This is a genomic window from Methanohalophilus sp. DAL1, assembly GCF_001683555.1.
In the GTDB taxonomy this organism is placed as follows: domain Archaea; phylum Halobacteriota; class Methanosarcinia; order Methanosarcinales; family Methanosarcinaceae; genus Methanohalophilus; species Methanohalophilus euhalobius.
The window spans coordinates 39,037-60,199 of record NZ_MAFX01000011.1 but is presented as its reverse complement, the minus strand read 5'-3'; the positions used below and the strand labels follow the sequence as shown (position 1 = coordinate 60,199).

Genomic DNA, 21,163 nt, shown 5'->3' with positions numbered 1-21,163 from the left:
TCTGATAATATTACAAAGAGGTAATCTATATGGGTAAAATACTTGGAATTGATCTGGGAACTACAAATTCCTGCATGGCAGTGATTGAAGGTGGCGAACCAACTGTATTACCGAATGCAGAAGGTAGCAGGACGACTCCCTCTGTTGTGGGCTTCTCAAAAAAGGGAGAAAAACTTGTGGGTCAGGTAGCCAAAAGACAGATGGTAGCAAATCCGAATAATACGGTAAGCTCAATCAAACGTCATATTGGAGAAGGGGACTATCAGGTAACTCTCAACGGCAAGGAATATACGCCACAGGAAATTTCTGCAATGATACTGCGCAAACTCAAGGAAGATGCAGAAAGTTACCTTGGTGAAACAATTACAGATGCTGTAATCACAGTCCCTGCTTATTTCAACGACTCTCAGAGACAGGCTACAAAGGATGCCGGTAAGATCGCAGGGCTTGAAGTTAAGAGGATTATAAATGAGCCCACAGCCGCTTCTCTGGCATATGGACTGGACAAGGAAACCGGTGACCACAAGATTCTTGTTTACGATCTCGGGGGCGGTACTTTTGATGTGTCCATCCTTGAGTTGGGAGACGGCGTTTTTGAAGTACTATCCACAAGTGGTGATACCCATCTTGGAGGAGATGACTTCGATGACAGGATTGTCAACCACATCATAAGTGAATTCAAAAAGGAAGAAGGTATCGATCTATCCGGTGACAAGGCAGCAATGCAAAGATTCAAAGATGCCGCGGAGAAGGCCAAGATTGAATTATCCGGTGTTGGTACCACAAATATCAACCTTCCTTTCATTACAGCTGATTCAAACGGCCAGCCAAAACATGTCGACATAGATATAACGAGGGCACAGTTCGAAAAGATGACCGAGGATCTTATCGACAAGACCCTCCAATCCATGAAAAAAGCTCTCAGCGATGCAAATCTTAAAACTTCAGATATCGAAAAGGTGCTGCTTATCGGTGGTTCTACCAGGATGCCTGCAGTCGTCAGGACTGTGAAGGAATTCATCGGTAAGGATCCGTACAAGAATATCAATCCTGATGAAGCGGTTGCTGTAGGTGCTGCCATACAGGCCGGTGTAATGGGAGGAGAAGTTGAAGATGTATTGCTGCTGGATGTCACTCCTCTTACCCTGGGTATCGAAACAATGGGTGGTGTCGCAACACCCTTGATTGAGAGAAATACCACAATTCCTACACGTAAGAGTCAGGTGTTCTCGACAGCTGCGGATAACCAGAGTTCTGTGGAAATTCACGTATTGCAGGGTGAAAGAGGCATTGCTTCTGCCAATAAGACCCTTGGACGTTTTATCCTTGACGGCATACCACCTGCACCGCGTGGAATACCACAGATCGAAGTAACTTTCGATATAGATGCCAATGGTATCCTCCATGTTTCTGCAAAAGATAAGGGAACCGGCAAAGAGCAATCTATAACAATCGAGAAGCCAGGTGGTCTTTCTGATGAGGAGATCGACCAGATGGTCAAGGATGCAGAGGCACATGCTGAAGAGGATAAGGCTAAGAAAGAAGAGGTTGAGGCAAGGAATAATGCACAAACTCTGGTAAGTTCTGCCGAGAAGGCTCTCAAGGAGGCAGGAGACATTGCTTCAGATGAGCAGAAATCCAAGGTAGAAGATGCAATATCCGAAGTGAAGACAGCTCTTGAAGGTGACGATACCGCAACCATCAAGAGCAAGACAGAGGCCCTGCAGGAAGCAATGTACGAAATATCCTCTCTGATGTACCAGAAGGCCCAGGAAGAAGCTGCAGCATCCGAACAGGCAGCAGGTGAGGGCAGTGGTTCTTCAACCGGTTCAGAAGGTGGATCTGATGAGGATGTCGTTGATGCAGACTTCGAAGAAGTAGACGACAACGACAAAAAGTAATCGTATTCAGGCAGGATTCCTTCCTGCTTTTTTATATTTTATAAACAAAAAACATCTTTACAGGTTTTCTCATGTCTACAAAGCGTGATTACTACGAAATACTGGGTATTTCCAAGGACGCATCCGCCAGCGATATAAAGAAAGCTTATCGAAAGCTTGCAATGAAATACCATCCGGACAAGAATAAGGAACCGGATGCTGAAGATAAGTTCAAGGAGATATCCGAAGCTTACGCCGTCCTTTCTGATGAGGAAAAGAGAGCACAATATGATCGCTTCGGACATGCGGGAATTGATAACCAGTATTCGGAAGAAGATATATTCCGCACAGCCGATTTCGGAGGTTTCGAGGATATCCTCGAGCATATCTTCGGCGGCGGTTTCGGTGATTTTGGTGGTTTTGGCGGTTTCGGCGGTTCACGCAGCTCACGCAGGGGCCCACAGAGAGGTTCTGACCTGAGATATGACATGGATATTACCCTCAAACAGGCTGCATTCGGAGACAAGGTTAACATCGATGTCCCAAGGGCTCAGAATTGTGACACCTGTGGTGGGACCGGGGCCAAACCCGGTACAGAACCAGTCAACTGTTCTAACTGCGGTGGCAGTGGACAGGTAACCCATGCCCGTCGTACTCCCCTTGGTAATTTTATGACAGCCACTACCTGTGACAAATGTCACGGCAGGGGACAGATAATCGAATCGCCCTGTGAAACCTGTAATGGTACCGGCAAAGTCCGAAAGACAAAGACCATTGAGGTAAACATCCCTAAAGGTGTGGAAACCGGTCTGCGTTTGAAAATGACTGGAGAAGGAGAAGCCGGAAGTCCAGGTGCCCCGCCGGGGGATCTTTACATTGTCCTTCATGTTAAGCCTCATGAATTCTTTGAAAGGATGGGTGACGATATAGTATGTGAAATCCCTATCTCATTTGCACAGGCTGCTCTGGGTGACAGCATCCAGGTTCCCACTCTTTACGGTGATGTAAAGATGAATATAAAACCCGGTACACAGACCCATTCAGTATTGCGTCTGAAAGGCAAGGGGATGCCGCATCTGCATGGGCATGGACAGGGGGACCAACTAGTAAAAGTTATCGTGCAGACTCCTACAAAGCTCAATGAGGAGCAGAAAAAGCTTCTCAGGGAATTTGACAGTTTGGGTGGAGGATCAGCCGGTTCAGGTAAAGGTGGTGTTTTTGATAAATTCAAAAATGCTTTTGAATCTGTAATCTCTCCTGATGACTCTCCGGGCGATTCTCCTGCCTGATTTTTCTTTTTTTCAGTAAGCTTTAACAATAATAGCATATATTATCGCCCAATCCAGTTCATTATTTCATGTTAATTGGATAGAGGTACTTTTATGAAAATCATTGTCATAGGTGCAGGTGAAGTTGGATATCATATAGCAAAATCACTGTACCTGGAAAATGATCTTGTTATTATTGATGAAGATGAAGATGCTTGCCTGAGGGTCGATGAATTCGATGTTCAGGTCATCCGGGGCAACGGTGCAAATGCTACAGTTCTTGAAAAAGTTTTGATAGGCGCAGATCTCCTTGTGGCTGTAACCGGTGATGATGAAGTAAACATAGTTTCATGTATGGCTGCTAAATTGATAAAACAGTCCAATAAGAACTTCAAGACCATGGCAAGGGTCAGTAATCCTGATTATATAGATAGGCCGGTAGCCAAACGTACACAGGTTGGTATTGATGTAATGATATGTCCTGAACTTGCCCTTGCATCTGAAGTTGCTGACATTTTATCAGTTCCTTCTGCTATTGATTCTGAATCCTTTGCAGATGGAAAAGTAAAAATGATGGAGTTTGTTGTTAAGGACAATAGTAATATTGCAGGCAAACATCTTCGGGACATAGATTTGCTCGATTGCTGTATCGTAAGTGCTCTTTTCAGGGGTTCGCAACTGATCATTCCTCATGGTGAAGATATTATTCAGGCCGGCGACCACATCGTAATTATTGGTAAAACAGAAGCAATGAAGGACATTTCTTCCTTTTTTGGTGAGATCACTAAATCACGTAGCCGCGTGATGATAATTGGAGGGGGGGTAGTTGGATTTTATCTGGCACAGCTGCTTGAAAATACCCGTTTGAACGTAAAGATTATTGAAAAGGGTCGCCAGAGGTCTGAAATGGTAGCCGATAATCTTCAAAAGGCACTTGTTTTGCATGGGGACGGTTCCGACCTGAATCTTCTAAAGGAAGAAGGTGTCGGTGAGATAGACGTAGTAATCTCTGTCACAGACAATGATGAAAAGAATTTATTGTGTTCACTGATGGCCAAACAGCTGGGAGCAAAGAAGGTAATTGTCAGAGCTGATCACTTTGATTATGTGCCACTTTTCGAAATGGTAGGTGTAGACCGTGCTGTCAGTCCCAGGGAAGCTACGGTTAATGAAGTACTCAAACTTACTATGGGAACGGGAATCGAAGCCCTGACGACTATTGAAGGCGAAAAGGCAGAAATTATCGAATATACCGTATCTCGCAAATCAAGAGTGACAGGAAAGCTTCTAAAAGATGTGAATTTCCCGGATGATTCACTCGTAAGCATGGTAGTACATGGAGGAGTAACTATTATTCCCCGGGGTAACTACAGGATAAGGGAGGGAGATCACCTGCTTGTATTTTCCCTGCCCACGGCACATCAGGCTGTAGAAAAACTGTTCAAGTAAGTACATTTCTGGGTGTCCATATCCGGTGACTGGAGGATAGAGAAGTCGAAAACGACTACATTCTGAAAAATAAAATAATCAGTCAAACTGATTCTTTTTATATTTGAATTCAAAGTTGTTGTTAACAACATCTCTGAAAAGGCCCCTCAGGTCCCATAATAGTTTCTTGTTTGCTTTGAATAGGGCATAAAGCAGGTCCTTAAGACTTAGGCTATAAAAATTAACATTGGACAGGGATTGTGCAAGGTGATTGAGGTCGTTGTCTGTAAATTTGATAAATGTTTCTTTTACTACCAGACTATATTCGATTTCCTTTCCGATGGTGGATCTCCAGAGAGTTTCATATTCGTTCAGGGTATCTGTGGTGTAATCTCCTTTTTTGATGGCATCAGCAGCGACTTCTGCAGCAATCTTTCCAGCTTCCATTGCATTGATTATGCCTCCTCCTGTAATTGGATCAGACTGACGTGCAGCATCACCCACAAGGATTAAGCCATCACTAACGGTTTTTTCGATGGGTCCACTAACGGGAACTCCTCCATAGACCATTTCGATGATCCTCCCTTCGGGGTAAACATCTCTCATAAATTTGTCAAGATAGTCGATGGCTCTGTGGTCACCGGATTTACTTCCCAGGATGCCAACACCGATGTTTGCCATATTTTCACCTTTCGGGAATACCCAGAGGTAGCCTGCGGGTGCAATTTCGTTTCCGAGATAAAAATCACAGAATTGTGGATCAATATCAATATCAGTTACAAGATATTGTACGCAGGTTTCCATATCGGCTGGTTTCAGGGAGGTGTCGATTCCTGCCCATCTGCCGACCTTTGATTCCATACCGTCAGCGCCGATCACGATCTTTGAGTGTATTTCGTATTCTTCGCCCAGGTGCATTGCATATATTCCGCATACAACACCCTTTTCCATTATAAGCCCGGTTGCCCGGGTCTTGACTCTAACTTCTGCACCTGCCCTGGCACATTGGTCTACAAGGGCACGGTCGAAAACTTTTCTCTCAAGGACATAACCTACTTCTCCTCCAGACATTTCTTCACTCATTTCAACCATTGTGCCGTCCGGGGAATATATACGGGAGCCTGTAAGATCTGCACATATCCATCGTGGATCAGGTTCAATGTGGTCACTGAGACAAATTTTAGAAACTCCCTCTGCACAGCGCACAGGGTCGCCTACTTCCTGCCTTTTTTCGATAAGGAGTACATCAAGTCCGAGTTCTGCAGCATTTTTTGCGGCGATTGCTCCCCCGGGTCCACCACCTACGACTATTAAGTCATACATTTCTTTCATTTATTCACCTCAATAGCTCCTACCGGGCAGATTTTAGCACAGAATCCACAACTTGTGCAGCAATCATTAGCTTCCACCCATGTTTCTACAAGCTCGAGGGCTCCGCTGGGGCATACGCCCACACATGCACCACAGTATCCGCACTTGTACCTATTTATATTAATACTCATCCAATCACCGAAATAAGATATGAATTGACCCTAAGAACACATGTAAAGATATATGTTTTGTCAGTAAGGGTTTAAAATTATTACATTTTACCTTTTCAAGTATCATATATGCAGGAGATTTATAAATTATTGCATGTTATCATTTATTATGGAATTTATTATTGTTTATATCACAACTTCAGGTACAGTTGAGGCACGCAATATAGCATCCGAGTTAGTTTCCAGAGGTCTTGTGGCCTGTGTGAATATGTATCCTATAAGATCGGTTTTTATGTGGGAAGGGGAAGTAAACGAGGACGATGAAGTCGTCCTTTTTGCCAAAACGACCAGGAACAATTTTGAACCTGTGCGAGAGCTTGTGCGCAGCACACACAGTTATGAATTGCCTGCAATTGTTTCATGGGATATTGAGGGAGACCCTGAATTCCTGGAATGGATCAGGACATCAGTATCTCATTAAAGGGGCTTATTTTCACCCTTCCTTTACTTTCTGTTTTTCCGAACCTTCTTTCGGCATAATCCTTTGCAATTCCCTGTCCATGTAATAGGAGTTCTGTAATATCCTGTGGTTCATCAATATCCGTACTTGCAAGGAATGAATCATATACCCGAATAGAGAGTTTTTGTTGTGCGGCAATCATGCAGTGATTCTCAAAACTTGAACCGTAGTATTTGACCCTGAAATTCTCAGGTTTGCGGATGAACAGTATATTTGTGCCGCCTCCTTTACCCGGAACAATTGTCACATCCGCTTTACTCGCTACTATATCTTTTATATGACTGAATTTCACAAGGGGCAGATCCGCCATAATGATCAGTATCGGCTCTTCCTTTTGAGAGAGATATTTATTCAAACAATCGTTGAGGTCCGTGTCATCCTCAATTATATTTGCTTTCACTTCCTTTTTCACGTCACAGGCTTTGGGGGTGATTATATCTATATTCAGAATCCCACCTTTCCTTAAAGTTGCAACAACATCCAGAAGCATCTTTTCGACAAAGGTTTCCCTCTGCTCCTTTGTCATAACAGTTGAAAGCCTGGATTTGGCATTTTCCTTTTTGTAGGGTATTACTGCTCTCATTTACATTCCCTGTAATGTGTATCTCGTCTGACAGGCCTGCGTCCGATTCCTTTGATGATCCATTGCATCTCTTCGGGGTGCAGGTATTCACCATTCTTTCCCCCGGATGCAACGGTGATCTGGTCTTCCATAAGTGTACCACCCAGGTCGTTGGTACCACAATTCAGGGCTACCTGTGCAAGCTTGTTTCCAAGTTTTACCCAGCTGGCCTGTATATTCGGTATATGTTTATTGAGGAGAACGCGTGCAATGGCATAGAATTTCAGGTCTTCTATTCCACCCGGGCCATATCTCCCTTCTTTAATCATTTTTTTACCCACCCTGTTGTTGTAGGGCAGAAATGGAAGAGGGACAAGTTCTGTGAATTTGCCCGTTTTTTGTTGGATATCCCTTAGTATAAGGAGGTGGTCGATTCGCTCCTCCCAGGTCTCCACATGGCCATACATAATGGTTGAATTTGTGACCAGACCTGCATTATGTGCTGATTTAATTGTATCAATCCATTCTTCTGTAGTAATCTTTTCAGGACAAATTATATTTCGCACTCTTTGGCAGAGGATTTCCGCAGAGGTTCCTGTAAGGGTCCCCAATCCGGCTTCCAGCAATTTTGTGAATGCCTCTTCCAGAGAAATACCATCAAACCTGGCAGCGTGGTTGATTTCCATGGGGGAATATCCATGAATGCTTATATCTGGATATTTTTCCTTGATTGCTCGTACGATATCAAGATAAAAATCAAGATTGAGCTCAGGAAGGAAACCTCCCTGTATGCAAATCTCAGTGGCGCCTGCAACATATGCTGTTTCCACCTTTTCAAGGATTTCCGATATTGTCAGTATGTAACCGTCAGGTTGGTTGTATGAGCAGAAATTACATTTGCCCCTGCACATATTGGTGATGTACACATTGCGATTCACAACATAGGTTACATCGTCACCGACCGATTCCCTGCGAAGCCGGTCTGCCAGGTCAAAAAGCTCAAAAGGGTTTTCTTTGAGAAGTCTCAGGGCATCTTCCCTGGTGGCCAACCCGTTTCTAGCCCGTTTTTCAATATCTTCAGGAATCATTTCCCTGCCTCAATACTTTCATAGAGAGTATTCCTTTGCACAGGTTTGCGGCCGGCCGTCTGGATCAACCATTTTATTTCGGAAACTTCCATACTTTCCCCGTTTTTTGCACCTGCAGAGCTGGAGATTTTCTCTTCCATCAATGTCCCCCCAACATCGTTGGCACCAGAGACAAGAGCTACCTGTGCAAGTTTCTTTCCGAGCTTGACCCAGCTTGCCTGTATATTGGGGATGTGGGTATGCAGGAGGATCCGGGAGAGCGCATAAAACTGTAAGTCTTCTATGCCGCCGGTGGCATACTTGCCTTCTTTTATCATCTTTTTGCCGATAGGATTGTTATAGGGCATGAACGGCAAAAGTACAAATTCGGTAAAACCAGCGGTTTTTTGCTGGATCTCCCTTATTTTCAGTATGTGATCTATCCTTTCTTCCTTTGTTTCCACATGCCCGTACATCATGGTCGCAGTAGTGGCAATTCCAAGCCTGTGGGCTGTAGTGATAACATTTTCCCACTGCAGAGTGTTCAGTTTTCCGGGACATATTATTTCGCGCACCCTGTCTGAAAGGATCTCTGCAGCAGTACCGGGCATAGTTTCAAGGCCGCTGTTTTTGAGCCTTTTTATTGTGGATTCGATAGAAAGTCCGTTTTTCTTTGCAAGGTGGAAAATTTCCATCGGAGAATAGGCGTGAACATGTATGTCGGGGTAATTTGCTTTGATGGAACTGAGAATATTCTGGTAAAATTCCAGGTTTGCATCTTCAAGTAATCCGCCCTGGATACAGACTTCTGTAGCACCCAACTCAACAGCTTCTTTTGTTTTTTTGAGTATATCCGATTTTTCCAGAAGGTAATTTTCCTGGTGCTTGAAAGCACAGAAACCACAGTTGCCTATGCATCGGTTTGTGAAATTGATATTTCTGTTGACAACATATGTCACATCATCGCCGACGGCTTGCTTGCGTAATCTGTCAGCAAAGGAAAATAGTTGTAAAGGGGGCACTTCCAGCAATTTGAGGGCATTTTTTTTTGTGACTTTCCCCTCATATGCCTGCTGTATGATATCATCAGGTATCGTGGTTTTCATAGGAATCCTTCTGTTATTTTCGATAACCTTCGGAATTTGCAAGGGAATTTATCAATCCATCAAGTTGCTTACTATACCATCCACTTCTTATGTATTGCGGGTAGATGGGTAATCTTTCCTTTAATGGGATACCTCTTGCCATAGTTTTCAATTTTTCAACATCCGGCCATTCAGCTTCGGGATTTATCCAGTCAATCGTTGTGGGGGATATTCCTCCTAGGTCTTTGGCACCTGCTTTTATCAGCAGGTAAGGATCAATCAGGTTTGGGGCCACCTGCACTTCTACATCTGCAGGCAGGATACTTCTTGCCAGTTGTACAGTATCGAGCATCTCTTCTTTTGATGGTGGCCTGATGCTTTCCATCCTGGTGCCAGGCTTGGGCATGAAATTCTGGATAATTACTTCCTGGATATGGCCATATTTGAGTTGTAGCTCTGCAATGGCTTCAAGGGAATCGATACGGTTTTTGCGGGTTTCTCCGATACCTACAAGGATGCCTGTTGTGAACGGGATATGTAGTTTGCCTGCATCTTCTATCATGCCAAGGCGGATTTCGGGTTCTTTACCCGGTGACAGCTCATGGGCAGATAATCGTGCAGTGGTTTCGAGCATGAGGCCCATACTTGCGTTTACAGGTTTGAGGATCTCCATTTCTTCATAGGTCAGTATCCCGGCATTTGTATGGGGCAACAGTCCTTTTCCAATTGCCATTTCACACAATTTGTAGACATAATCCACAGTTGAAGAATAACCTCTTTGTTCCAGCCACTCCATATATTCGGGCACTTCCTCGGCATACTCTCCGAACACGAACAGGGCTTCCGTACAACCCGCCTTTTTTCCGTGGCTTAGAATATCACCTATCTCTTTTTCACCCATCAGTTGTGCATCAGGATGGGATGGTTCACGACGGAAGGTACAGTAATGGCAGTTGTTCCTGCAGATGTTTGTGACAGGAATGAATACATTACGTGCGAATGTGGCATACTCTGGCATGAATGGAGAATGAAATGATATATATCCTACATAAGATTAATGCAACACAAATACGGGTTTATCATGAAAAGCAGAAAACTCCTTCCGTAAGGTAGGAGATGAATGCGTCTCCTTTTGTTGTTTTGATACAAAATATAAATAATGTTAAATTCAAAGATGAATGTGCATGTTGAAAGCCTATAAATATAGAATGTATCCCACAAAAGGGCAAAAAGAAATGTTCAGCAAACATTTCGGATGTGTGAGGGTAATCTATAATTGGGCGTTAGAACAGAAAATTAAAACTTATGAACAAGATGGAAAAGCGGTGTCCAGATTTACATTGAATAAAATGATTCCAACATTGTATGATGAAATGGAATGGTTGAAAGAGGTTAATTCACAATCTTTACGTGGGGCTACTCTTAATCTGGATAATGCATTTACCAAATTCTTTAGGGATAAAACAGGATTTCCTAAATTTAAATCAAAGAAAAATCCAGTGCAATCATTTTCTGTTCCACAACATTATGAGGTAGATTTTGATGGTAACAAAGTGAAACTTCCCAAAATCGGATGGATAAAAACAAAGTTGCATAGACGTTTTGAAGGTAATTTGAAAACTGCAACAATATCAAAAACACCATCTGGTAAATATTTCATTAGTATTCTTGTAGATGACGAAAAAGATTTGCCTGCCAAACAAAAGTTTAATGAAAACAATACGGTTGGTATTGATGTGGGAATTAAGGATTTTGCCATTACTTCTAATGGTGAAAAAATAGATAATCCCAAGCATCTTAATAATTCAATAAAACGTTTGAAAGTATTGCAAAAGCGTCTCTCACGAAAACAAAAAGGTTCAAAAAACAGAGAAAAAGCAAGACAGGAGATAGCAAAACTTCATGAGAAAATCGCAAATCAGAGAAATGATTTCCAGCACAAGTTGACAAGTCGACTCATAAGCGAAAACCAAGCGATTGCACTGGAAACATTAAACATATCTGGAATGTTGAAAAATCATTGTCTTGCACAATCCATTAATGATGTATCATGGAGTTCTTTTGTAACCAAATTGGAATATAAAGCAGAATGGTATGGCAAAATCATATTGAGAATTGGACAATTTGAGCCATCTACTAAAATATGCAATATCTGTGGGTATCATAACAAAAACATTACACTTGCAGACCGTAAATGGCAATGTCCTGATTGTGGTGCATCCCATGACAGAGATGTCAATGCTGCAATTAACATTAAGAAGTTTGCCTTAAATAAGCAGAATTTGATAGGTATTTGAAGCACCGTAGGAACTATGGGGAGAGCCTGTGGACTTGTGAACATAAGTTCAAAGAATGAAGCAGGAAGCACCATGCGTAAGTGTGGTGTAGTTCACTTACAAGCAACATTGAGGCTGGCGATGCGCAGGATTATTCTGGCTTCTACATCTCCCCGGCGCAGGGAATTGCTGACACAGCTCATTGGGAATAGCTTTGAGATAGTCCCTTCTGCTTACAATGAGCTCATGGATGAGGAGTTGGACCCTCCATCTCAGGCTCTTCAGCACGCTCTGGGAAAAGGTCGTGACGTTGCGACAAAATATCCGGATTCTGTGATAATCGCAGCTGACACGGTTGTATCATCCGGTGGAATACTTCTCGGCAAGCCTGCAGATAAAGAAGACGCCATGTCTATGCTGAGGATGATTAGTGGCAGAACTGTGGAAGTTTTAACCGGAATTGTAGTTATTGATTCGGTAAAAGGGATTGAGGATACTGATATAATATCCACTCAAGTTAGGATGGCGAATCTCTCCCGGCAAGATATTGCAGCTTATGTGAAAACCGGTGAACCAATGGATAAAGCAGGGGCCTTTGCCATACAGGGGCTTGGTGCTGTGCTTGTGGAAAAAGTGGAAGGGGATTTTTTTAATGTGGTCGGCCTTCCCCTTTTCAGGCTTTCGCAGATGTTAAAAAAGGTAGGTGTAGATGTATTTGAACTCATGCAGGCCGATTCCTGACCTTTTCCTTAAATAGATAATAGATTGCACCTGTTGATAGGAGGGTGGCGATCACATAGACTATCCAGCCGATGTATGGGATGCTTCCCAGTAGCAGTAGTATGAATATGCCAGCTGCCATCTCCCGCCATCGTGTAGTAGTCCTGCCTAGCAATCCGAATAGTTTTTTTCCCAGCCATAAGCCGGCTATTATCCTTGCGCAGTAGAGCAAAAAAATCATTATCAATAACAGTATCAGTGCCAGGGGGATTCCAACCACTGTTACTGCAAGTATAATTGATCCCATGAGGATTCCCAGCAATGATAAAAGGCCGGCTATAGTCTTGTCAATTGGTTTATCCGTGAGATGAAAGGTCATGTCCTCTATGCTATTTGTTGCCATATAGAGAATTATCCAGCCGGTTAACAGTAACATTATGTAACGCAATAACCAGAATACAATATCCATGAACCCATATCCATTTTCATCGGATTCTGTTTGACCCGGGTATGTATCTGTAGAAGTAATTCTTTCCCCTTGAATAGTGGCAGTAGGAAGGGTTTGTATTTTTTCGGTATCAACATCCAGTTCTCCTGCGACATTCCCGCCAAGTATTATATTCCCGAAGTTTCCTGACACATTGCCCGCAACATCCCCGTAGAGGTATGCCGTATCCGTGCCGGCTGCCAGGTCTCCTCCGATTGTTGCATTTTCTTCCAGGATGAATTGGCTGCAGCCTGCAATAACATCATCTCCGATACTTTCTGATATGGTCAGTGTCCCGGCTGCTATCCTGGCATCATCGGCTATGTTTCCTTGTATTGCTATTGTACCGCCCGCAGCTATCAGATCTCCGGAAATATCTCCGTTGACGGTAATGGTGCCGCCGGTAACGACCAGATCACCGTTTATATCACTGTTGATCTGCAGATTGCCTCCTGCAGCATAAACATCATCATCTATCTGTTGTAAGATTTCCATATCCTCTTTGCCATCGTATGAGGTGAAGGCAAAAGCAGGTTGGATGATTAACAGTATAACTACCAGTAACAGTACAGTGAATCTTCTGATTTGCATGATTATCCCCCGTGGTGAATTGGTTGAAGAGGTATTTAAGGAATACCGGTCATTCCCGATGTTGTTGCTTTATGATATCCAGAGTATTCATAACACCCAGGGCAACACCTTCTACTTCGATGCCTCCTTTTCCTTTTGCCCCGTCACCAACTACGTAAAGGCTATTGATGGGTGTGGTATTGCCTATATCTGAGCCGGAGGATGCCCGGTTTACGGGCCAGCCGTCATAATATGACTGAGTGAGGATTACTTCGTATTTTTTATTGGGGAAGACTTCCTTGAGATCCTGCAGGCCAATTTCGATCTCCTCTTCAAGCTTATCGATTTTTTCCTGCCGGACACTTTGGTGTGCCATTACCAGATGTTTCCCTGCAGGAGCAAGGTTGGGGTCTGTGTTGGTCACTTCATTGATTCCGTTGACCCGGCGACAGTAAGGTGTCAGGAGAATCCCATTGTGGCCGATCAAAGGCTCATCTGCGGCCAGGCATATCTTAATTCCTGCAGAAGGTTTGGTATTGTCGATTTTTTCTTCATAAGCATTATTAATGGTATCTGAGTCATAAAGATCTCTTGTAAAAGGGTGACCAATATTGCTTATTACAACATCGGAATAATGTTTTTTCCCATCTGCTATTACTCCCCGGGCTGTATTGTTTTCCACAATTATCCGACTCACTTCGGTTCTTTTATGAATTTTTCCGCCATTTGAACTAATTATTTTCACAAGAGCATCCGTGACTCCTTTACATCCACCCATTGGGATGCCTGTTCCTCCATAGCGGTAGAGATTCTCAAATATTTCAAAAGCTTCCTCTGCAGGTACATCTCTGTTTGTCAGGCTCAGTGCCCAGCCGCAGAAAGAGTTGGCGGTTTTGTGTGCGCTATTTTCATTCAGGTATTTACGAATCCAGTTTTCAAAAGAAATATTTTTAGGAGGCCACCTTCTGGTGGTAATTAAAAGGATTGCAAGCTTGAGTCTGTTCCACATGGAGAATTGTGAACCATACTGATTGAAAGATATATCTTTAAATCCGGATTTATAATTATTTGAACCATTTGCGGGTATACGGATCATGGCCATAGGTTCACAGGGTACGATTTCCACGTCTGCACCTATTTTCCTGAGCAGGCTTCCCAGAGGACCTGTAGAACCATGAGGTATCATGTGCAATGCTCCCGTAGACAGGCTGAAACCGTGATATTCGATGTTTGTAAACCGCCCTCCTGTAATGGGTAATCTTTCAAACACCTCTATTTCATGTCCTTCGATTGCGAGTGAAGCCGCACTTAAAAGACCTCCGAGACCTGCTCCGATTACATTGATTTTCATTTTTCAGCCTCGATAGCCTTAAGGGGACAGTAGAATGCACATACGCCGCAGTTGGTACATTTGTCAGTAATATATGCATTTCCTTTGACTACAATGGCATCCTGTTTGCAGAAAGCGGTACATTGTCCGCATCCGACACATTTTTCATTGACTCGCATATGATTCTCCGCTATTCTGGTAGGTATAATAATGGTTTGAATTCTGATATGGATTGGAATTGAGATGAATACACAATTTATTAATATTTAGTTTTCGTTACTTTAAAGGTAGTAATGGTGGAAGCGACCCATTGTTAATTATCAATGGTGATAGTTATATATCTCCTTGTTCATATATTCTTAAATGGTGATTGGATGTCTGCAGAGATAATACAGGTAGTATCCCGGAAAAAGGGTGAAATTGTTTCTAAAAAAGTTAAGGCAGCGCCCTATGAATTTACTATCGCAACTCGTGCAAGATGGGAAATGGTGATTGCGGATAATGATCTGGAAATCAGGGCAGGGGAATACAAAAAGATTCCTGTGAGGGAAATCACTCTTGATCCCGATACTCTTGCCATGCCATGCGCTTTCACGTATCATGCAGTTGCTTCTGTTCTCAAGATTGCTTCCACTGAGGGAGCATGTCCGGTGGATAAGGAGCGCACCATCAGGTATGCATATGTCTTCGGTCAGGCAAATGGAAAAATCAGGGAAGGCGACCTGCTTGGTGTATTGAATGTTTTCCCGATAATGTTTACCAGGGAAGCAATGACTCCTACTGAAGTTGACTAAGGGGTATTGGGATGGAAACCTGTTTGATTTGTGGTGAGGCTCAGGATTACAAACAGTATGGTAATTATAATATCTGTACTACCTGTGCTGATGTTATGGAAGATGTGATGGGGGAATTTTTCCTCCGCACAATTTGTAATTGTTCCAAACCCCAGTCCCATGAAACGTATTTCAGTTATTTAAACAGTACATCAAAATACATTTCTGATTACAAGAAAATCACATCCCGTTCGAAAAAATATGAAAGACATATTTCCGAAAAAGCTTCGGATGCAATTAAATATGTGGAAGTCCCTTCAAAGCAGCGATATTTTGAAAGAATGCAGGCTGTTGTAAAATGGCTGGAAGACAACCCGGCGTTTTATCATTATTATTTTAAGAAATATTATGTATGCCCTTCTTGTGGAGCTTCTATCTTTGACAGGTATTCAAAAGAGGAAGTAGGGGATTGGATCATTATTTCCTGTTCGGAATGCGGTGAGCTGATTAAGAAATACTTCGCTCCAAAAACTCTTTGATGTATACATTTCCAACTTTTTTTAAGTCCAACCATATTTGTATTTCTCGCGTCTTGTGTAATGCCTTTTTTTAAATTTCAATTTTGATTATAAAGCGTGATAAATCCAATATGTTTTTATGTGATGATTCATTAGAAGATTCAAAATAAAATCCAGTGGACCATTTATTATACAAATGCAATGATGTTACATAAAGTCAATTGGTTCACATTTATTTGATATTCATAATCAGGTGAGTTATATGTCAGGAATTGTCGATAGTAATATCGTATATAGTTACATCCCGGTTGCGGTGTTTCTTGTCGTCTCACTACTGATGCCTCCAATGACGATGTTGATCGCTAAATTGCTCAGTCCGAGAAGTACAGGTGCTGAGAGATATTCCACCTACGAGTCAGGTTCGATTCCTACCGGCCCTGCACGTATTCAATTCAGTGTGGAGTATTACCTCTATGCGATCGCATTCGTATTGTTTGATATCGAAGTCCTCTTCCTTTACCCGTGGGCTATGATATACAGAGGTAATACAGGAGTGGATACGACGGTAGCGGTAGTTGAAATGCTTATATTTATTTTTGTTCTCCTGTTCGGTTATGCATTCTTATGGAAGAAGGGGGCACTTAGATGGCTGAAGAATTAACTTCCCAATCCTATGAACAGCCGGCTCCTAAAGAGCAGGCTCAAGAGGAATCCATTCCTGGAGTTATAACTACAACATCCCGGGAAATCAACGAATTCCTTAAAAAGACCAAAATTCAGGATATTCTTAACTGGGGACGCAAGAATTCTCTCTGGTTTATGTCCCAGCCAATGGGATGCTGTGGTGTGGAACTTATCGTTGCCGGTGTGGCTCCGATGGATACCGATCGCTTTGGTATTATTCCCCGTAATTCTCCCAGACAGGCTGACGTTATGATAATCAGTGGGTATGTTACCAGAAAATATTTCCCCGCTCTTAAGAGATTGTGGGATCAAATGCCTTCCCCTAAATGGGTTTTTTGTGTGGGCGACTGTTCCATAAGCGGGGGTCCCTTCTATGAATCCTACAGCACAGTTCAGAATATAGATGAGATCTTCCCGATAGATGTTTTTGTTCCCGGATGCCCTCCAAGACCCGAAGCAATAATCCAGGGTTTTGTTGAGATCCAGAAAAAGATTGAAACCAAAAAGGACCGGGGTTCTGGCTATGAAGGTTGATACTATGGAAGCGGAGAAGATTATTGATTCACTGAATGCAAAGTTCCCTGATACAATCTCTGATTCACAAATTGAATCAGAAAAACGTATTTCTGCTTATGCAGAAGCCGGAAGTATTGTGGAAATATGCAGATACCTGAAGGATGAACTTCAGTTTGACCATCTTTCTTCGGAAACAGCTGTGGATTTGATCCTGAAAGATGAAATTGAAGTAGTATATCACCTGAGTTCCTTCGGCCAGCCTTTGGTACTGAAACTGAAAGCAAGACTTCCACGTAACAATCCGGAGATTGAATCCATTACTTCTGTTTACTGGGATGCCAACTGGTATGAAAGGGAAGCCTACGAACTATTCGGTGTACAGTACAGAAATCATCCGAATTTGAGAAATCTAGTCCTGCCGGATGAATTGCTGGGTGACTGGCCTCTGCGTAAAGATTACGAAGATTTTCCCCAAAAGACTGCTAAAAACCTGGTGTGAGTGATAATTATGGATACCAATATTGGCCCTGATGAGATGCTTATCCATATGGGACCTCATCATATTGCACAACCCGGACCTTTCAGGCTAAATGTAAAATTGAAAGGAGAAACTGTGCAGGATTCTGATGTGGAAATGGGTTTCATCCACAAGGGCATAGAAAAAATACTAGAAAGCAAGACATATCTACAGGGAATACCTGTGGTGGACAGGGCCTGTTATCTTGCGGCTCTTACCAATGAGGAAGCTTTTGTAGGCTGTGTGGAAAAACTTGCAGGAATCGAACCAACTGAAAGGTCTCAGTATATCAGGGTTATAGTTGAAGAACTGTCCAGAATACAGAGCCATCTGCTCGGTTATGGGGAATATACTGAATTTATTGGTTTTATGACAATGTTTTTCTACCCCATGACTGTCAGGGAAAAAATTCTCGATCTCCTTGAAATGACCACCGGTGCCCGTATTACACATTCTTATCTCCGATTTGGCGGAGTACGCGACGATCTCCCTGAAGGGTTTGAGGCAAAATGCAAGGAGGCATTTGCACTGCTTAGAAGAGGCCTTGAAGAGTGGGGTGAGTTAATGAAGTCCGATACGATCTACAGGGAACGTACTGTGGGTGTCGGTGTCCTTACACCGGATACAGCCAAGGAAATGGGAGTTACCGGACCACCTCTGAGGGCAACTGGTGTTGATTTCGATATAAGGAAGGATGAACCCTATCTTGTTTATGATGATCTGGATTTCAAGGTATGTACCGAAACCGCGGGAGATGTTTATGCCCGTATCTGGGTGCGTGTTGCTGAAATCTATGAGAGTATGTATATCATCGAACAGGCACTGGACCAGATGCCTTCTGGGTCGTTGTTCCCGGAGAATCTCCCCTATGACCGTCGGGCTCCCGTGATGAGGGTTCCGGAAGGAGAGGTTTTCCACAGGGTTGAAGATCCCAGAGGAGAAATGGGAATGTATATGGTGTCCGATGGATCTGATAAGCCCTATCGTGTGAAGATCAGGGGACCTGTGTTCCCTACAATGCAGGCAATGCCACCTCTTATAAAAGATTCTCAACTTGCAGACGTTGTAGCGATCGTAGGAAGCCTTGACCCATGTGTAAGTGAGGCGGATAGGTGAAAATATGTTAGAAGTTCCAGCAAATATTTATCCATGGTTAAAGGGAATTGTGGGCCTTGTGCTGATAGGTGCCTTGTTTGGATTCGGTATGTTCGCCATCTGGGTTGAACGTAAATTGTCTGCTGATATACAGGAAAGACATGGTCCTAACAGGGTCGGTCCGAGGGGTATATTCCAGCTGGTTGCAGATGCTATCAAGCTGTTTACAAAAGAGGAAATCATTCCAGCCAAAGTTGACAGGATACTCTACATAAGTGCGCCTATTGTTATATTGCTGTCTGTTTTCCTGATGCTTGTTGCGATACCTGTTGGTGCTGTTTATGTAAATGGCACCGAATATGTACTCGCAGCGACCCAAATGGACATTAGCATCCTTTACATCGAGGCCGTTTCAGCGATTGCTATCATAGGTACCTTTGTACTTGGATACGGTCAGAATAATAAATATGCAATGATGGGTACCTTCCGTAACTTTGCACAAATGGTTGGTTATGAGATCCCTCTGGGTCTCACTATCGTAAGTGTAGCAATAATGTCCGGTACCCTTGATGTGGTCGGAATCGTACATGCTCAGGATCGTATCTGGTATGCATTTCTGCAACCAATAGGTTTCATAGTATTTTTCATTGCTATGATGATTGATATGGGTCGCCTTCCCTTCGACCAGAACGAAGGTGAGGAAGAACTTCAGGCCGGTGTGTTTACTGAATACAGCAGTATGAGGTTCGGTCTGGGATTCTTTGCGGAATATTTCCATTTGATTCTCGGTTCATTTCTCATTGCCCTGCTTTTCCTGGGTGGATGGAACGTTCCGGGATTTGTAACAGATAATACTGTGCTTGGAGTAATCCTTCCCACAGTGGTCCTCGTAACCAAGGCAACACTTGTCATGGCATTCATAATAATGATGCGTTGGGCTGTTCCGAGGTACAGAATTGATCAGGTTGTAGATCTCAGCTGGAAAAAACTCCTGCCCTTCTCCCTGTTAAACCTTGGATGGGCAATTGCATTAGGTTTGTATCTGGGAGTGTGATTTGATGGTTCTGAAAAATATTATTAGTGCTTTTAGGTACATGCGAAGACCTCGTGTTACCCGCTTATACCCTGAAATACGCACACAATTGCCTGAAAGATTCAGAGGGCTGCAAAAACTTGATAAAAGTAAATGCATCGGGTGTGGAATATGTGCAAATACCTGTCCCAACTGCGCAATCAAGATTGTGAGGGCCAGGGTACGTAAAGATAGTACCAAGACCCGGTGGTTCCCCGAAATAGATGTCGGGCACTGCATGTTTTGTGGTCTGTGTATTGACCAGTGTCCACAAGATGCCCTCTCAAGTTCAAAAATTTATACAGATGGTATAGTCACGTGGAAACATGAGGATCTTCTCTTTACACCGGACAAACTGGCAAGGGAAGAACCTATTGACGCACCGGAGGCTGAACAATGATTGGAATAGGAGAAGCTTTGGTCTTTTTCATACTGGCGACTGTTGTCATATTCTTTTCCCTGGCAACGGTACTGGTCAAGGATATCGTCAAGGCTGCACTTTCACTAGTCTTTTCGATGTTTACTATGGCAGGCCTGTTTATCACGCTGAATGCCCAGTTTGTGGGTGTCGTACAGGTCCTGGTCTATGTGGGTGCAATCGGTGTACTGATTCTCTTTGCCGTGATGCTTACAAAGAATACAATGGGAAGTGATGATAATGGCAACTGATAAAGTAGGTGTCCGGGATTCTTTTGTACATCAGTTTAATCCCCGCAGGTTCCTTATCCGTCTTGCACATATCGAAATCCCTCCACTGGAAGTAATTGGAAGGGCATTTGCAAGGGCGGCAATTGTAGGTTTGTTCCTTGCGGTGGTTCTCGTATCCCTTTATGGGACGTCCTGGACAACAGTTGACCAGCTGCCCCAGAACATGGCAGACCAGAGTAATATTAAAGCCATAGGTACCCTGATATTCACTGAGTTTGTAGTGCCATTCGAAGTTCTTTCAATTGTACTGCTGTCTTCACTTGTGGGTGCTATTTACATGGCAAAAGGAGAGGATAACCAATGATTCCCCTTAATTGGTACCTTGCACTTTCTGCAATAATTTTTTCCATAGGTCTCTATGGTTTCATTTCACAGAAAAACGGTATTCGTATCCTGATGTGTGTGGAACTTATGCTAAATGCAGCAAACATAAATCTTGTAGCTTTTTCCAGTTACAATGACGATATGAGCGGCCAGGTATTTGCTCTCTTCTCGATAGCACTGGCAGCTTGTGAGGCTGCAATAGGTTTCGCAATCATGATGTCCGTTTACAGGATGCGTGATTCAATCAATCTTGACGAGCTTAACTTGTTGAGGTGGTAATGA

The 21,163-nt window shown here is 43.1% G+C and carries 26 protein-coding genes; 17 read left to right on the top strand and 9 right to left on the bottom strand.

All coding sequences use genetic code 11. The annotated features are described in order from the left end of the window. The first annotated feature begins 29 nt into the window (after positions 1 to 29). The 3 genes from dnaK to trkA all read left to right on the top strand — a co-directional run bounded on the left by dnaK (position 30) and on the right by trkA (position 4,597). Complete coding sequence (gene dnaK, locus A9957_RS03155) at positions 30 to 1,901, top strand: molecular chaperone DnaK (RefSeq protein WP_292343172.1); 1,872 nt, start codon at positions 30 to 32, stop codon at positions 1,899 to 1,901. 71 nt (positions 1,902 to 1,972) lie between these two features. Then, the gene (gene dnaJ, locus A9957_RS03150; protein WP_292343170.1) at positions 1,973 to 3,169 is read left to right on the top strand and encodes a molecular chaperone DnaJ; all 1,197 of its coding nucleotides are present in this window, start codon (positions 1,973 to 1,975) and stop codon (positions 3,167 to 3,169) included. A gap of 93 nt (positions 3,170 to 3,262) precedes the next feature. Beyond that, a complete protein-coding gene (gene trkA, locus A9957_RS03145; protein WP_096712718.1) occupies positions 3,263 to 4,597 on the top strand; it encodes a Trk system potassium transporter TrkA in 1,335 nt (444 codons plus the stop codon). Between the two features lie 78 nt (positions 4,598 to 4,675). Here trkA and A9957_RS03140 read toward each other — a convergent pair whose 3' ends face one another. Continuing rightward, positions 4,676 to 5,908 (bottom strand): NAD(P)/FAD-dependent oxidoreductase, encoded by a 1,233-nt coding sequence (locus A9957_RS03140; protein ID WP_128754178.1) that lies wholly within the window; start codon positions 5,906 to 5,908, stop codon positions 4,676 to 4,678. Beyond that, positions 5,905 to 6,078, bottom strand: a complete 174-nt coding sequence (locus A9957_RS03135) for a 4Fe-4S binding protein (protein ID WP_128754179.1) — start codon at positions 6,076 to 6,078, stop codon at positions 5,905 to 5,907. The genes A9957_RS03140 and A9957_RS03135 overlap by 4 nt, the downstream gene beginning before the upstream one ends. A 148-nt stretch (positions 6,079 to 6,226) precedes the next feature. Here A9957_RS03135 and cutA point away from each other — a divergent pair, with 148 nt between their 5' ends. After that, the gene (gene cutA / locus A9957_RS03130; protein ID WP_292343169.1) at positions 6,227 to 6,538 is read left to right on the top strand and encodes a divalent-cation tolerance protein CutA; all 312 of its coding nucleotides are present in this window, start codon (positions 6,227 to 6,229) and stop codon (positions 6,536 to 6,538) included. On the opposite strand, the gene cofC is transcribed toward cutA, so the two are convergent. From cofC to cofG, 4 genes are read right to left on the bottom strand one after another with little or no spacing between them, the layout of a single operon-like run. Then, the gene (gene cofC / locus A9957_RS03125) at positions 6,516 to 7,160 is read right to left on the bottom strand and encodes a 2-phospho-L-lactate guanylyltransferase (RefSeq protein ID WP_292343168.1); all 645 of its coding nucleotides are present in this window, start codon (positions 7,158 to 7,160) and stop codon (positions 6,516 to 6,518) included. The two genes, cutA and cofC, sit on opposite strands and share 23 nt — an antisense overlap. Next, positions 7,157 to 8,227 carry a 7,8-didemethyl-8-hydroxy-5-deazariboflavin synthase subunit CofH gene (gene cofH / locus A9957_RS03120; RefSeq protein WP_292343167.1) on the bottom strand — a complete coding sequence of 357 codons (1,071 nt, stop codon included), beginning with the start codon at positions 8,225 to 8,227 and terminating at the stop codon, positions 7,157 to 7,159. Before cofH (A9957_RS03120) ends, cofC begins: the two co-directional genes overlap by 4 nt. Next, the gene (cofH, locus tag A9957_RS03115) at positions 8,224 to 9,312 is read right to left on the bottom strand and encodes a 7,8-didemethyl-8-hydroxy-5-deazariboflavin synthase subunit CofH (RefSeq protein ID WP_292343165.1); all 1,089 of its coding nucleotides are present in this window, start codon (positions 9,310 to 9,312) and stop codon (positions 8,224 to 8,226) included. Before cofH (A9957_RS03115) ends, cofH (A9957_RS03120) begins: the two co-directional genes overlap by 4 nt. A 13-nt stretch (positions 9,313 to 9,325) precedes the next feature. After that, positions 9,326 to 10,309: a 7,8-didemethyl-8-hydroxy-5-deazariboflavin synthase subunit CofG gene (gene cofG, locus A9957_RS03110; protein WP_292343163.1), complete on the bottom strand. Its 984-nt coding sequence runs from the start codon at positions 10,307 to 10,309 to the stop codon at positions 9,326 to 9,328. A 166-nt stretch (positions 10,310 to 10,475) separates the two neighbouring features. Here cofG and tnpB point away from each other — a divergent pair, with 166 nt between their 5' ends. Together tnpB and A9957_RS03100 are read left to right on the top strand one after the other, a co-directional pair. Next, on the top strand, positions 10,476 to 11,588 hold the full coding sequence (gene tnpB / locus A9957_RS03105) for an IS200/IS605 family element RNA-guided endonuclease TnpB (RefSeq protein WP_292343161.1): 1,113 nt from the start codon (positions 10,476 to 10,478) through the stop codon (positions 11,586 to 11,588). A gap of 36 nt (positions 11,589 to 11,624) precedes the next feature. Continuing rightward, a complete protein-coding gene (locus A9957_RS03100) occupies positions 11,625 to 12,308 on the top strand; it encodes a Maf family nucleotide pyrophosphatase (protein ID WP_292343159.1) in 684 nt (227 codons plus the stop codon). Here A9957_RS03100 and A9957_RS03095 read toward each other — a convergent pair. Genes A9957_RS03095 through A9957_RS03085 form a run of 3 tightly spaced genes read right to left on the bottom strand, consistent with a single transcriptional unit; the run spans position 12,289 to position 14,853 of the window. Further along, entirely contained in the window at positions 12,289 to 13,365 is a 1,077-nt protein-coding gene (locus tag A9957_RS03095) for a hypothetical protein (RefSeq protein WP_292343157.1), read from the bottom strand. The two genes, A9957_RS03100 and A9957_RS03095, sit on opposite strands and share 20 nt — an antisense overlap. A 49-nt stretch (positions 13,366 to 13,414) precedes the next feature. Next, positions 13,415 to 14,695: an NAD(P)/FAD-dependent oxidoreductase gene (locus tag A9957_RS03090; RefSeq protein ID WP_292343155.1), complete on the bottom strand. Its 1,281-nt coding sequence runs from the start codon at positions 14,693 to 14,695 to the stop codon at positions 13,415 to 13,417. Continuing rightward, the gene (locus A9957_RS03085; RefSeq protein ID WP_072360394.1) at positions 14,692 to 14,853 is read right to left on the bottom strand and encodes a 4Fe-4S binding protein; all 162 of its coding nucleotides are present in this window, start codon (positions 14,851 to 14,853) and stop codon (positions 14,692 to 14,694) included. The genes A9957_RS03090 and A9957_RS03085 overlap by 4 nt, the downstream gene beginning before the upstream one ends. A 195-nt stretch (positions 14,854 to 15,048) precedes the next feature. Here A9957_RS03085 and A9957_RS03080 point away from each other — a divergent pair, with 195 nt between their 5' ends. From A9957_RS03080 to fpoK, 11 genes are all read left to right on the top strand, one after another. Beyond that, the gene (locus A9957_RS03080) at positions 15,049 to 15,468 is read left to right on the top strand and encodes a DUF22 domain-containing protein (RefSeq protein WP_292343154.1); all 420 of its coding nucleotides are present in this window, start codon (positions 15,049 to 15,051) and stop codon (positions 15,466 to 15,468) included. Positions 15,469 to 15,479: 11 nt separating this feature from the next. Beyond that, complete coding sequence (locus tag A9957_RS03075; RefSeq protein ID WP_292343152.1) at positions 15,480 to 15,986, top strand: hypothetical protein; 507 nt, start codon at positions 15,480 to 15,482, stop codon at positions 15,984 to 15,986. Between the two features lie 241 nt (positions 15,987 to 16,227). After that, complete coding sequence (fpoA, locus tag A9957_RS03070; RefSeq protein ID WP_096712480.1) at positions 16,228 to 16,626, top strand: F420H2 dehydrogenase subunit FpoA; 399 nt, start codon at positions 16,228 to 16,230, stop codon at positions 16,624 to 16,626. Further along, entirely contained in the window at positions 16,611 to 17,183 is a 573-nt protein-coding gene (gene fpoB / locus A9957_RS03065; protein ID WP_096712479.1) for a F(420)H(2) dehydrogenase subunit B, read from the top strand. The genes fpoA and fpoB overlap by 16 nt, the downstream gene beginning before the upstream one ends. Positions 17,184 to 17,187: 4 nt before the next feature. Further along, complete coding sequence (fpoC, locus tag A9957_RS03060) at positions 17,188 to 17,664, top strand: F420H2 dehydrogenase subunit FpoC (RefSeq protein WP_096712497.1); 477 nt, start codon at positions 17,188 to 17,190, stop codon at positions 17,662 to 17,664. 9 nt (positions 17,665 to 17,673) lie between these two features. Further along, positions 17,674 to 18,798, top strand: coding sequence for a F420H2 dehydrogenase subunit FpoD (fpoD, locus tag A9957_RS03055; protein WP_292343150.1), 1,125 nt, complete (start codon positions 17,674 to 17,676; stop codon positions 18,796 to 18,798). Positions 18,799 to 18,802: 4 nt separating this feature from the next. After that, positions 18,803 to 19,831, top strand: coding sequence for a F420H2 dehydrogenase subunit FpoH (gene fpoH / locus A9957_RS03050; RefSeq protein ID WP_096712478.1), 1,029 nt, complete (start codon positions 18,803 to 18,805; stop codon positions 19,829 to 19,831). 4 nt (positions 19,832 to 19,835) lie between these two features. Next, complete coding sequence (fpoI, locus tag A9957_RS03045; protein ID WP_096712495.1) at positions 19,836 to 20,249, top strand: F420H2 dehydrogenase subunit FpoI; 414 nt, start codon at positions 19,836 to 19,838, stop codon at positions 20,247 to 20,249. Beyond that, entirely contained in the window at positions 20,246 to 20,518 is a 273-nt protein-coding gene (locus A9957_RS03040) for an NADH-quinone oxidoreductase subunit J (RefSeq protein WP_105460881.1), read from the top strand. Before fpoI ends, A9957_RS03040 begins: the two co-directional genes overlap by 4 nt. Next, complete coding sequence (fpoJ, locus tag A9957_RS03035) at positions 20,508 to 20,861, top strand: F420H2 dehydrogenase subunit FpoJ (RefSeq protein ID WP_292343149.1); 354 nt, start codon at positions 20,508 to 20,510, stop codon at positions 20,859 to 20,861. The genes A9957_RS03040 and fpoJ overlap by 11 nt, the downstream gene beginning before the upstream one ends. Continuing rightward, positions 20,858 to 21,160: a F420H2 dehydrogenase subunit FpoK gene (gene fpoK, locus A9957_RS03030; protein WP_096712476.1), complete on the top strand. Its 303-nt coding sequence runs from the start codon at positions 20,858 to 20,860 to the stop codon at positions 21,158 to 21,160. Before fpoJ ends, fpoK begins: the two co-directional genes overlap by 4 nt. Positions 21,161 to 21,163 lie beyond the last annotated feature (3 nt).